11 protein-coding genes are annotated in these 12000 nt (G+C 70.8%); 4 read left to right on the top strand and 7 right to left on the bottom strand.

Annotated elements, in window-relative coordinates; genetic code table 11:
• Positions 1–467: 467 nt before the first annotated feature.
• Positions 468–1439 carry a DsbA family protein gene (locus LO772_RS00555; RefSeq protein ID WP_231776290.1) on the bottom strand — a complete coding sequence of 324 codons (972 nt, stop codon included), beginning with the start codon at positions 1437–1439 and terminating at the stop codon, positions 468–470.
• The gene (locus LO772_RS00560; protein WP_231776291.1) at positions 1436–1882 is read right to left on the bottom strand and encodes an RrF2 family transcriptional regulator; all 447 of its coding nucleotides are present in this window, start codon (positions 1880–1882) and stop codon (positions 1436–1438) included. The genes LO772_RS00555 and LO772_RS00560 overlap by 4 nt, the downstream gene beginning before the upstream one ends.
• Positions 1883–2652: 770 nt before the next feature.
• Here LO772_RS00560 and LO772_RS00565 point away from each other — a divergent pair.
• Complete coding sequence (locus LO772_RS00565) at positions 2653–3129, top strand: cupin domain-containing protein (RefSeq protein ID WP_231779830.1); 477 nt, start codon at positions 2653–2655, stop codon at positions 3127–3129.
• A gap of 761 nt (positions 3130–3890) precedes the next feature.
• Here the strand turns inward: LO772_RS00565 and LO772_RS00570 are convergent.
• A complete protein-coding gene (locus LO772_RS00570; protein WP_231776292.1) occupies positions 3891–4754 on the bottom strand; it encodes an alpha/beta fold hydrolase in 864 nt (287 codons plus the stop codon).
• A gap of 92 nt (positions 4755–4846) precedes the next feature.
• On the opposite strand from LO772_RS00570, the gene LO772_RS00575 reads away from it, so the two are divergent.
• Both LO772_RS00575 and LO772_RS00580 read left to right on the top strand, forming a co-directional pair.
• A complete protein-coding gene (locus LO772_RS00575) occupies positions 4847–5704 on the top strand; it encodes an NAD(P)H-binding protein (RefSeq protein WP_269453145.1) in 858 nt (285 codons plus the stop codon).
• Between the two features lie 140 nt (positions 5705–5844).
• Positions 5845–6336, top strand: coding sequence for a MarR family winged helix-turn-helix transcriptional regulator (locus LO772_RS00580; RefSeq protein ID WP_231776293.1), 492 nt, complete (start codon positions 5845–5847; stop codon positions 6334–6336).
• A 234-nt stretch (positions 6337–6570) separates the two neighbouring features.
• Here the strand turns inward: LO772_RS00580 and LO772_RS00585 are convergent, their stop codons facing one another.
• The gene (locus LO772_RS00585) at positions 6571–7227 is read right to left on the bottom strand and encodes a response regulator (RefSeq protein ID WP_231776294.1); all 657 of its coding nucleotides are present in this window, start codon (positions 7225–7227) and stop codon (positions 6571–6573) included.
• A complete protein-coding gene (locus LO772_RS00590) occupies positions 7224–8351 on the bottom strand; it encodes a sensor histidine kinase (RefSeq protein ID WP_231776295.1) in 1128 nt (375 codons plus the stop codon). Before LO772_RS00590 ends, LO772_RS00585 begins: the two co-directional genes overlap by 4 nt.
• A 227-nt stretch (positions 8352–8578) precedes the next feature.
• Between LO772_RS00590 and LO772_RS00595 the strand changes: the two genes are divergently transcribed.
• The gene (locus LO772_RS00595) at positions 8579–9001 is read left to right on the top strand and encodes a DUF6223 family protein (protein WP_231776296.1); all 423 of its coding nucleotides are present in this window, start codon (positions 8579–8581) and stop codon (positions 8999–9001) included.
• A gap of 360 nt (positions 9002–9361) precedes the next feature.
• Here LO772_RS00595 and LO772_RS00600 read toward each other — a convergent pair whose 3' ends face one another.
• Positions 9362–10495, bottom strand: a complete 1134-nt coding sequence (locus tag LO772_RS00600) for a T4 RnlA family RNA ligase (RefSeq protein ID WP_231776297.1) — start codon at positions 10493–10495, stop codon at positions 9362–9364.
• 1029 nt (positions 10496–11524) lie between these two features.
• Positions 11525–11935 (bottom strand): hypothetical protein, encoded by a 411-nt coding sequence (locus tag LO772_RS00605; RefSeq protein ID WP_231776298.1) that lies wholly within the window; start codon positions 11933–11935, stop codon positions 11525–11527.
• Positions 11936–12000: the final 65 nt, after the last annotated feature.

Here is a 12000-nt window from a genome sequence, read left to right on the forward strand (position 1 = left end):
GCCCTGTCGGGCGGCGGATGCCGCGGGTACGGCGCGCCGGGAGTGCGGCGGGCGGAACCGGACAGTGGTTCCGCGTCACGGCGTCAGGTCGCGGCGGCTGCCGGAGGTCGCGTCGTGGTCAGCGACAGAGAGCGCTGCTGGTACGCCGGAAGTCCACGAAGCGGCACACCACAGCGGGGTGCGTCGAAAGCATGCGCTTATCCTGGCGAGCGCACCGGACCGATGTCAATGGACACCTGATGGTGTCTTTTGCTGCGACGTGCGGCTGGCGCTCTCTCGGGCGCGCCGCCGGAGCCGGGCGGACCCGCGGAAGAGGGAGCGGGCGTTTCGCGGCGAACCGCCTCGGGAGAGAGCAACTCCCCTTGCCGGTAAGCCGGTTGGAGACGGACGCCCGACTGCCGGGCCGCGGTGCCGCCGGGCGTTCGCGGGACGGCGTCGGATCGTCGGTGAGGGCGATGCCACACGGACTATTGCGCCTCGACCCGTGTACCGCCGAGAGCCGGATGCCCCCTGGCGTAGTCGGAGCCGAGCCACAGCGGACCGTTTCCGGTACTCACCGTGACCGCCCCGGCCGGCGGAGTACGCCCTCCGGTCAGGAGTTCCAGATCGGCGACGGTGAGGCTCCCATGCCGCGTCAACGCCTCTTCGGGCGTCAGCAAACCGAACTCCTCGCCGAGGAGGGGAACTTCGGGCGCGACGGCCCGCGCGGCGGCCACGTACTCCGCCAACGGGCGCCAGCCCGGGACCACACGCCGTCCCGCCGGGCCGACGAACACCAGTGTGGGCAGGGCGTACCGGTGGCCGTCACCCGCGGGCTTCGCGGCGCCCGGATGCGGCGACGGCTGCCGCAGATCCATCACCTCGGGCGGCGGCCGACGCGCCTCGGCATGGTCCCGCGCCAGCCTTCGACGCGCGGCGGGAGCGGCGAGGTCGCGGCGCAGTCGTTCGCTGTCCAGGCCGGGCAGTCCGCGTACGGCAGCACGCACCCGGTCCTCGGTGTCCGCGGGATCGCCCAGCACGAACATGGTCTCGCGCAGGCGCCGCAGCACCGACTCGGCGATCAGGGGGCCCTGGTCGGCGGCAGCGACCGCGGCCAGCGAGGCCGGGCGGCTGCTCGCGGCGACACGGCGCAGCCGGGCCGCGTAGGGGGCGCCGGTGTGGGCGCCGACCTCCTCGACGAACCGGGCGTACCAGGCGGTTTCCGCCGCCGGGTCGGGCACGGGGTCGTCCTCGTCCTCGTCGAACATCACCGCGTACACCGGCCGCCAGCGCGCCCGGCCCGCGAACAGCGCACGCAGGCGGCGGAATTTGGGTTCGGAGCCCCAGGCCCAAGGACAGAGCGGATCCGTGTACTCGATCACGTCGAGACCGGTCGGACCGTGCGCGGTCGCGTCCGGAGGCGAGCCTTGCGTACCCGGGACCGCCGACGGACCCGTCACACCAGCACGTCCTCGGCACTGCCGACGCCCGGGCGCGGCTGGGCCCCGTCGAGGGCGAGCGATGCCACCGTGACGGATCCGAGCACTGCCGCCGCCCCCGCTTCGACGGCCCGCCAGACCGCCGGGAGCCCCTGCGCCGGAGGCCGGTACTCCAGATCCGCGAGCGACTCGCCGCGCAGCGTGAGCAGTTCGCCGTCCACGGCGCGCATGACGTCGAGCAGGCTGATCTCGTCCGCGGGGCGGCCGAGCCAGTAGCCACCCTCGCAGCCGCGCTGGCTGCGCACGAGACCGGCCCGGCGCAGTTCACCCACGACCGACTTGAGGAACCGAAACGGGATCTCCTGCGACGACGCCATGGCTTCGCAGGTGAGGGGACGCGCGGCGTCGCGGGCGAGTTCGAGGAGCGCTCGCACGGCGTAGTCCGCCTTCGCGGAAATCTGCATGCGCACCAGTATCCCCCCGATCCCGTCCCTCACAAGACCCGCGCGCAGACCGCCTTTCGAGGCATCGGTGCACGTCGGACACAATGGACACCTCTTGACATCCTTTTCCCGCCGCCCCTAGCGTCGGCGTCATGCCTCGCCCCGCCCGCCTCCGCGCCGCGCACCGAACCGACCAGGTGTCCGAGCCCGTCGAGCGCTGTCGACGCGGCTGAAAACCGGGGCGCGGGGCCGAACCCCGCGCGTCGCCCCGGGCACGGCTCCCGGGCCAGGGCGCGGGCACACCGCAGGCGTCCGAGGGCACACCGCAAGCGTCTTCGATGCGCGCCCGCATGTTCCCGGAGCCCCGCGCGAGACCCGTACCTGTCGGCGCCCACCACACCTCGTCCGTGCCACGCATGGCGGCGGGGGAACCGGGCCGGGGGTGTCGCGCGCCCCGTCGGGGCCGCCCGTTCGAGAATCGCCGACACGAGATGCGACGCGACCAGCCGCCAGCCGCTCGGCCCTTCGCGGGCCGGCAGACCACGTACGGACGTGCCATGACCACGACACCGAATCCCCGCTCCGACTCGGCCTCCCGCCCGAACTCGGCCGGCCCGCACCCGAACTCGACGAGCCTGCACGCCGGTTCGGCGGGCTCGCACGCGCACGGTGTGACGGACCAGACAACGGGCGGGCAGCCGCACGAGGCCGGGCAGGGTGCCGGACCAGAGGCCCCGCAGGACGCACCGCTCCCCGCCACCGTCGCCGCCGGCACCGGTTTCCACCCGCATCTGCATGACGCCGCCCCGGTCGCGGACGGATCGGCCAGGCTCCGTCTGCACCACATCCGGGCAGGTGCCCTCGACGGCGACACCACGCAGACCGGCGGCATGCGCCGATTCGCCGCGATCAGCGGCCGCACCGTCGGCTCGGAAAAACTGTGGATGGGCCAGACCCACGTCGCTCCGGCCACCGCGTCCGCCGACCATCACCACGGTGAATCGGAAACCGCCATCCACGTCGTCAGCGGCACCCCGGTCTTCGTGTTCGCGGACGACTCCGACGGCGAACCACGCGAGGTCCGCATCCAGGCGGGCCCCGGCGACTACATCTTCGTCCCGCCGTTCGTCCCGCACCGCGAGGAGAACCCGGACCCCGACAACGAGGCAGTCGTCGTGATCGCCCGCAGCACCCAGGAAGCCATCGTCGTCAACCTCCCCGGCCTGTACGTCCACCGCGGCAGCCCCACCCCCGACCAAACCCCCTGACCCGCGCCACCCCTGACACCCGGTGCCGTTCCCTGGGCCGAGAACCGCGGTGAACGGGCACATACCTGCCACGGGCACGTCGACCCCGAAGATCACCCAGTCTCGCCGCCCGCCCCCACACACAGAAGCCTGCCCCCGGACCACGTCACACCGCCGCAGTTCGCTTGCCGACTCACCCACCAATTCGACGTGACATGACCGCACCGGACCCGGCGCGAAGGCCCATGACTTTGAGCGCCCGATCACATGAGCCTCCTCGCCCACGACGTGGAGTTGGTCGCCGGGGGCCCACGCTCGGCGCCCGTGGGCCCTGGCCGCGGGTCGGACATTCGGCAGGACGGGACACTGACGCCGCAACCCGCTCGCGGGGCGACGGGACCGGGACCCCGCACGGGCCCGCCCGTGCGGGCGTCGGCCGCCTGCCGGGCCGTTGCGCCAGCGCGACGGCCCCCGGGGGCAGCCGGGCCGTCGCAGCCGCCGCGGACGAGTGCGGCGGCGAGCGCGACGCCAGATGGTGGGTGTGCGCGGGCACAACTGCTGTGTCTCCCAGCGTGGATGGGCTCACGGCGCATCATGCTCGTGTCGACGAGGGTCTACGTGGGAGTTTCGTGGCCGGCCGTGGTGTCCTCCCGGCGGCGCTCCCGCCTCGATGGTCGGCCTCGATACTCGCGCCGGCGCCTGCCCTGGTGTCCTGCCTCTACGGCCTGGCCTGGTGTCCCCGCTTCGGCGTGACTCCCGCCGCCTGTGAGGCTGCGTTGGGGTCACGGTGTGTGGTGCGGGGGTGGGGGTGTGGGGGTGGTGAACTCTCGGATGGATTGGGCCAGTTTGGTGGGCTGGTCCAAGGGGAGCAGGGTGTGGCTGTCGTCGATTTCGACGAGGTGTGCCTGGGGAAGCCGCTCGGCGAGGCGTCGTCCGTGGTCGGGGGGCATGACGCGGTCGGCGCCGGCCCAGACCACCAGTGCGGGGCGGTCGAAACGCGGTAGGTCGTCGGCCGCGTCGAGCAGGAGTCCCTTCTCGGCCGAGGCCGCGCGGAGCATGCGTACGGTGTCGCGACGGATCGCGGGCCGCGTCAGCACCGGTTTCATCCAGCGCGCGGTGGCGGCGTCGCCGCGCTTGGTCAGCCATCCGAAGGCGATCGGGAGGCGCCGTACGAACTTGAGGCGCATCTGCTGCATGAACAGGCCGAACAACCGGGGTGACAGCTTGCCGGTGAGGGCGAGCGTCTTGCCGGTCAGGCCGGGTGGGAAGTTGTCGAAGGCGTCGCACGAGGCGAGGACGACGCGTGTCACGCGTGGCGAGCCGTCCCGCATGAGGATTTGGACGAATGCGCCGCCCGTGTCGTTGCCGACGAGGGTGACGTCGCGCAGTTCGAGGCGTTCGAGGAACTCCGTGACCAGCCGGGCGATCCCGGGGAGCGAGAGGTCGGCGTCCGCGTGCATGGCGAGGCGGTGCGCACCGAGTGGCAGGGTCGGTGCCACGCACCGGTGATCCGCGGACAGATCGGCGATGGTCTCGTCCCACAGCGAGGAATCCATGAGCCAGCCGTGCAGGAACACGACGGTGGGGCCGTTGCCGCCGGTGTCCTCGTACTCGATGTCGCCGGTGGACAGGGCGATGCGATTCACGACCGGTGCCTCCTTCTCGAATTCATGTTATATGGTTTCCATATATTATCGCAGTCATCCAAGGATGGCATCGCACGTGAGGGGACCCGCGCATGTTTCTGATCACCGGAGCGACCGGAACCGTCGGCCGAGAAGCGATCGACGTCCTTGTCAAGACCGGCCGTGAGGTCGCGGCGGTGACCCGCCGTCCGGCCGCCGCGGCTCTGCCCGACGGTGCCCGCGTCGTGGCGGGCGATGCCTCCGACCCGGCGACTCTCGCGTCGTCGCTGCCCGACGGAATCGAGGCGGTGCTGCTCAGCCCGCGCGCCGTCGGCGGTGCGACCGCCGAGCTCTTGGCCCTGGCCGCGGCGCGCGGAGCGCGGCACGTCGTGGTGCTCTCCGCGTCGTCCGTCGAACACCCGGCGGGCTTGCGGCGGTTCGCCGACGAGTTCAAGGCGGTCGAGGCCGCCGCGGAACGGTCCGGGCTGCGGTGGACCTTCCTGCGGTGCGCCGACTTCGACGCCAACGCCCTGGCGTGGGCGCCGCACGTGCGTGCGACGGGTGTTGTCCGCGGCGCGTTCGGCACCGCGACGACCTCTCCGATCCACCAGCGCGACATCGCGGAGGCGGCGGTCGCGGCGATGGTGGACCCCGCGCATCACGCCCGTTCGTACCTGCTCACCGGCCCGGAAGCGCTCGACCAGTACGACAAGGTCCGGTTGATCGGCGACGCGATACATCGGGAGCTGTCGTTTGTGGAGGTCGAGCCGGAGCAGATACGCCGGGCCATGCTCGGCCGGGGTCTGCCGGAGGAGATCCCCGACCGGATGCTCGGCTCCCTGGCCGACTACGCGTCCGCGCCGGGTCCGTCCACGGACACCGTGGAACGGCTGCTGGGCCGCCCGGCACTGTCCTTCGGGCAGTGGGCGGCGGAGAACGCCGGCGCGTTCGAGCCCCCGGCCGGGACCTGAGCCCCGCCGCGGCCACGTGCGAGCCGCCGCCCGACCGCGACCGCCGGTCGCGTCCTCGACGCCGACGGGCCCGAATCGAGAGTGATCCGATCGCCGTAATATACGGCGGACGTCACGACCTTTCTCACGGGAGGCAGAGAGTGGAATCCGTACCGCCGGACGGTGTTGCCGAGCCGGCCACGCGGGCGCAGTCCACCACGGCGATCAAGAAGGGCCTGCGTGATCTCGGCCTGGGGTTGTCGCTGCTCAACCGGAAGGTGGGGGCGCGCCTCGCGCTCAAGGACGTGGACCTCGACTGCCTCGACCTCATCAGCGCGTACGGGCCGCTGGGCCCCAACGCCCTGGCCCGCCGGGCAGGCGTGCACCCGGCGACCGTGACCGGGATCGTGGACCGGCTGGAGAACGCCGGGTGGGTCGTCCGCGAGCCCGATCCCGCGGACCGCCGAGGCACCCTCGTCCGCGCCCTGCGCGACCGAACCGGGGAACTACTGGAGCACTTCGGGGGCATGACCGCGTCGGTCGAGGAGATCTGCGCGTCCTACCCGCCGGAGGAACTGGCGGTCCTGGCGGACTTCCTGCGCCGCACCGCGGAAGCCGGCCACCTCGCCGCCGCGGAACTCACACGGCCGTGACACCGGGCGTAGACCCGTGCGGATGTCCGACAAACAGCCGCGGAACCGGCGGCTGATCGGTTGGCGTGCGGCGGTGGGCGTCATCACGGCCCCGCGATCTGTTGCGCGCCTCGCAACTTGGCATGTGCGTGGTGTTCTGGTCCCTCTCGGACACACATTTGCCCCACGAACTTCGGTTCCGGGGCAGCATCGGTCGGCACCCGTGTGACGGAGTCGGCCGATGCGGACCGCGTATCAAGGGCTTCTTGTGGTGACGAGGCCGGATTCGTACGCGAGCACCACCAGTTGCGCGCGGTCGCGAACGTGGAGTTTGGTCATGGCCCGGTTGATGTGGGTTTTCGCGGTGTGGGGGCTGATGATCAGGCGGTCGGCGATCTCGTCGTTGGACAGGCCTTGGGCGACCAGGGCGACGGCTTCACGTTCACGGTTGGTCAGCGCGTCGAGGACCGCGCCGGTGTGGTGGGGCTGGGTGATGTAGCGGTGGATCAGCTTGCGGGTGATGGACGGGGCAAGCAGTGCGTCGCCGCGGGCGGCGACACGGACGGCGTGCAGGAAGTCTTCGGGGTGGATGTCCTTGACGAGGAATCCTGCGGCTCCGGCGCGCAGGGCGTCCAGGATGTATGCGTCGAGCCCGTAGTTGGTCAGGATGACGACGTGCACTTGGGCCAGGGCCGGGTCATCGGCGATGCGGCGGGTGGCCTCGATGCCGTCGACGAGGGGCATTTGGATGTCGATGAGGGCGACGTCGGGCAGGTGTTCGCGGATGAGTGCGAGGCCCTCGTTGCCGTCGCCCGCTTCGGCGATCACCTCGATGTCGTCTTCCAAGTCGAGGAGGGCGCGGAATCCGCTGCGGATGAGCGGCTGGTCGTCGATCAGCAGGACACGGATCACGAGGTCTGTTCCACGGGTAGTTCGGCCTGGACGGTGAAGCCGCCCTCGCGGCGCGGCTCGGCGCGTAGTCGGCCGCCGAGGGCGGTGACGCGTTCGCGCATGCCGAGCAACCCGACGCCGGGCGTCGGCGCGGTGTCGGGGGCTGCTCTGCCGTCGTCGTCGACGCGTACGGCGACAGCGTCGGGGCGGTGGTCGATACGGACGGACGCCGTGGCGCTGCCGGAGTGTCGGGCGGTGTTCGTGAGGGCTTCCTGGACGATCCGGTAGACCGTCCGCCCCACGGCCGCCGGTACGTTCTGCTGCTTGCCCTCGACGGTCAGCCTCGCGTCCAGACCGAGTGCACGGGCCTGTTCGACCAACTCCGGGATCTGGTCGATGCCGCTGGGCGGAGCGGTGTCGTCGTCACGCAGTGCCTCCAAGGTTGCTCGCAGCTCCCGGGTCGCCTGTCGGCCGGCTTCCTGGATCGCCAGCAGGGCCTGCGGCACGTCTTCACCGCGCCTGCGGGCCACATGCACGGCTACCTCGGCCTGGACCTTGACGACCGAGATGTGGTGGGTCAGGGAATCGTGCAACTCCCGGGCGATACGCAGGCGTTCCTCGTCGGCGCGACGCCGCGCGGTCTCCTCGCGGGTGCGCTCGGCGTCGTCGGCCCGCTGCTCGGCCTGCCGAAGTGCCTCGCCCGCCGCGCCCGCCGCGACCAGCCACGCGATCTCCAGAGCGCCGCGGGCGCGGGCGAATGACTCCCCGAGGTCGTGCAGCGAGACCAGGGCCGCAAGCGGAAGTGCGGCCAACATGGCGAGCGATGCCGCGACCGTGACGCCGCGGCGGCCTTCGCGCGTGGCCGCGTACACCGCGAATACGAACGCGACGGCCGGTACGTCGAAACCGGTGGCCTGGTAGCCCACCGCGCCCAGCCCGGTGGCGGCGAGCACGACAACCGGGGTTCGGCGCCGTGCGACCAGCGCCAGGCCGCTGCCTGCCAGCAGCGCGGAGCCGAGGAGTGACTCGAACCGTGCGGTGGGGTGGCCCATGGACAATCCGGTGGCCAGCAGTGACGCGGCAACGCCGAGAGCGATTGCCCAGTCTCTGACACCGGCCGGGAAACCGGAACGTCCCAAGTTCATGAGCGCACCCTAGCCGCGCGCCGCCGGCGGCCGAGTCCTGCCCGCGATCGAGCTCCGGGCTGCCGCGCCTGCGGTAGCCAAGCGGCGTCTACCGCATCCGTGGTACCCGCCTGCCGCGGCGGCGGCAGCGCGAAGTGCGTCCACCGGCGGGACGACCGGCAGGGCCGCGGCCCGACACGATCACCACGTCCCACCCACCTGGCAAGGCCTATGAAGAGGTAGAACCAATGGATACATCGACCACCATGCTGTTGGCCTTTGATCTCGGCACCGGCAACGCGCGGGCGGGGGCGATCCTGGCGGCGATTCCCGGATTGATCAGCGTGGTCCTGGCCGGGCTCTCGCGGGCCCGCGCCGCCGGTCGTATGCGGTCCCGCAGGGGGCCCGGCACCGGGCGGAACGGAGCCATCGTCGCCACGGCGCTCGGATTGATCGGGATGGCTCTGGCCGGACTGCATTTGGCCACCTCCACCGGAGGCGTCGGCACCGGCAACGGGCGGGCAGGAGCGGTCGTGGCCGCAATTCTGGGGCTGATCGGCGCAGTTCTCGGCGGCTTGGCCGTCGCACGCTCCCGCCACGCGGCACCGGCCGGGCTTCTCGGGACGGATGCTGCCGGCCCGTCCGCGAACACCGATGCGGGGACACGGTGATGGCACCGGTAGCCGACGGGACGGCCGTGCGGATTCGTCCGGTGACAAACCCGAGATCCACCCCGCACGCCGCCGCACGATGCGAACGCCTGCCTGTGTCGACACGCTGGTGTCGTCAGAACTCGGCAACACTCTCCTGACGCCGGGCCACCTTGCGCTCTCGGAACCGACCGACATGTGCTCTCGGTTCTCGCTTACGCAGCCACCGATGGAAACCGGCGGGCACGCTGACGAGGGGAACGTTGGGGAACGTGAGGCCATCGGGTGGCCTCTGCGGGTGCCTGCGGACGGTTGGGTTTCCGGTGTGCTGCGCGTTGTTGGGGTGGGTGGGTTGTTGGGGTGTGGGTGGGTTGTTGGGTGTCAGGCTCTGGGGCTCCACGGGTTCGGGGGATCGTCGGGTGCGGTGGGGTCCGGGCGTACGGCCCTCCACGCGAGTTCGTTGATGTCGTGGCCGTCGAGGAGGCGGAACAGGGCGGCCTTGTATGGGCTTGGGACGGCGTGCTGCGCGAACGCCTTGCGGTCGCTCGCGTACTCCCCCAGGGCGTCGAAGTCGGCCTTGGCGCGGGTTGTCCAGGCCGTGTGGCGGTCCCGGAGGGTGCGGGCGAGTTGGTCGACCCAGTCGCGGAATTCGTCGGGCACGGTGTCGAGCAGCGCGGCGGGGTCGGTGCCGGCGGCGAGGGCTTCCCAGATGGTGCGTGGGCTGGTGCGGGAGAGGAGTCCGTGGAGGCGGATGTAGTCGGCGGTCTTGAACTTGACGCGGAGTCCGGACGCGAACCGGACAACCCAGCCCTCGTGTTGACTGCCCGCGAGGGGGACGGTGCCTTCGAGAGCATGGCTTCGGGCGGCGGCTCGGACGACCGCGTCCAGCGACTCGGCCCGGAGCGGGTGGATGGCCTTGCCGCCGGTGAGGTCCCAGCCGTTCCGTGCGACGGCGAGGGGGAGTTCGGTGCCGTCCTGGTCGTAGGCGCCGAGGAGGACGAGCGTCCCGGGGCCGTGGTAGCGGACGACGATGCGGTTCTCCGGGTAGGTGATCTCGGTGAGGTATGTCCGACCTGGTGTGAGGAATTCGCCGACCGCGTGGTCGTCGATCCAGCGCTTGGCCCATCGGGCTTGGTCGGAGTCGAAAGAGCCCTTGGTGGCGACGTGCCACCGGCCGCGGTAGTGGAAGAGGATGCCGAGGCTGCCGTCGATCTTGTCGTACACCTCGAACGGGCCGACCGGGAGCTTGCCGGCGTACGGCTTGCCGTTGTCGTGGTCGTGGTAGTTGAAGAACTTCGGGAACGGCCATGCGACGATCTCGCCGGTTTGGTCGTCGACGATGAGCCCGCGGCAGAGGCGGGTGGCGGTGGTCCAATGCTCAGCGTACGCGCAGGAGTTGGTGTACGTGTAGATCGAGAGGGGGAGTTCGGGGTGGGTGTGGCGGCGGATGTAGCCGTCGGCCATGTCTTGGGCTAGTTGGTCGGGCGGGATGGCGTCGTCGAGTGTGACGGGCATGGGGTTCCTTGCGTCGGGTGGGTGTGCGGTGGTCGACGGCGGAGCGGGGTGAGCGGTGGTCCGGTCCGGTCTGGCCTTGTGCGGGGTGGGGTTGCTTCGTGTCGGGTGGGGCTGGGGGCGTCGGGCCGCTGTGGGGGGTGGGATGTCCGTTCTCATGTGCGTCTCCCCGTGTCGCTTCGCCGAGTTCGTTGACCATGCCGGTCGGGGGCGAGGCAGGGGTAGTGATTTTTTCGCGCCGCCTCGGGAACGGGCGGTCCCGATCGGCTTGGGGCTGGGGGGGTCCGCTGCTGCGCGGGGGCGTCGGCTGGTTGGGGTTCGGGGCTCATGGGCTGAGGGGTTCGTTGATGGTGTCCCGGGGCTGTCGGGTGTCGTCTGCGGCCGGGTTGGTGGGGGTTCGGCGTTTCGGCTCCGGCGCGTTGCTGTCCTGTGCGCGTCTTGAGGCCGGTGTGGTGGTTGCTGGTGGCGCGGCGGTACAGGGGGCCGAGGCGTGTTCGCGCCGGAACTCGGTTGGGGCTACCGGCCGGTGGAGGGCTTCGTGGGGTCGGGCGCTTCCGAGGGCTGCTCGGGGGGACGGACGGCCACCACCCATTCGGGCAGCGGTGCGACAGAGTCGAGCGCGGCCTGGTAATCAATCTCGGAACTCGCGCTTCGGTGAGGTCCTCGCGCAGGGAAACCATCAGGCGAACGTAAGGGCTCGCGTCGGAGGCGAGTCTCCTGATCACGTTCGCGCGGAGATTCGGGTTCAGGGCGACTGCGCCTCTGCGGTTTTCGTCCTCTGACGTCGCCAGTTCGTCGAAAGTCGAGTCATCCAGCGGCCCCGCCCACAGGTGGGGATCTTGGCCGATAGGCCTGTTCCCGACAAAGCCCGCCTTGGGGTCGGGGCGCCGTGTGAAACCGTGCCACCGCGCCTCATGACGGACATCAGGATCGTCGTCTCGGGACATCTTCTCGAGGAGGGTTCGTGGCGGATCGGCCCAGCCGTAAACAGCCGCTGCCCGTACTCTCGCCTCGGTGTCCGCGCAAAGAGTGTCACGCAAACCCGGGGGAAGGGCTGTGCTCGCCGCTGCGGTCGCCCGCACGCGCGTCGGGGTCGGTCGCCAACCTTGCGTACCCCTGGTGCAACAACTGCTCATGAGGTCGAAGGTCATGTCCGGCTTTCCAGCGATTCCCACGAGCGGCGACCACGCGCACATCGCGGTCGCTGTCGGAGCACAGCTGGTTCCAGTGTTCGGGGGAGAGCTTTACGTGGCCGGCCACTTGGGACCGTAGATGCGGACTCGGGCTCGACACCAGCGCGTCCATGAGGGCTTGCGGAACGACCGGCCGTGCCAGCATGGTGTGAACCGAGATTTTGGTTCGCCACACGATCCGCAGCAAAAGGAACGTGGGAGCCTTGTCGTTCTCGGCTATCCCGAGGCTCCAGGCCAACTTGAGGGACATCGTTCATCCTTCCACGGAAGGAAAACACGGTGTGCCCTCTCCATCGTGGTCATGCGTCGTGGTCA

Origin of the sequence: Yinghuangia sp. ASG 101, from assembly GCF_021165735.1 — a bacterium.
Lineage (GTDB): Bacteria > Actinomycetota > Actinomycetes > Streptomycetales > Streptomycetaceae > Yinghuangia.

What these genes read in the sequence shown, in the direction of transcription:
- LO772_RS00575 (WP_269453145.1), top strand. Translation starts at nt 4,847, where the DNA reads ATGTTTCTGATCACCGGAGCGACCGGAACCGTCGGCCGAGAAGCGATC.
- LO772_RS00595 (WP_231776296.1), top strand. Translation starts at nt 8,579, where the DNA reads ATGGATACATCGACCACCATGCTGTTGGCCTTTGATCTCGGCACCGGC.
- LO772_RS00560 (WP_231776291.1), bottom strand. Translation starts at nt 1,882, where the DNA reads ATGCAGATTTCCGCGAAGGCGGACTACGCCGTGCGAGCGCTCCTCGAA.
- LO772_RS00590 (WP_231776295.1), bottom strand. Translation starts at nt 8,351, where the DNA reads ATGAACTTGGGACGTTCCGGTTTCCCGGCCGGTGTCAGAGACTGGGCA.
- LO772_RS00600 (WP_231776297.1), bottom strand. Translation starts at nt 10,495, where the DNA reads ATGCCCGTCACACTCGACGACGCCATCCCGCCCGACCAACTAGCCCAA.
- LO772_RS00605 (WP_231776298.1), bottom strand. Translation starts at nt 11,935, where the DNA reads ATGTCCCTCAAGTTGGCCTGGAGCCTCGGGATAGCCGAGAACGACAAG.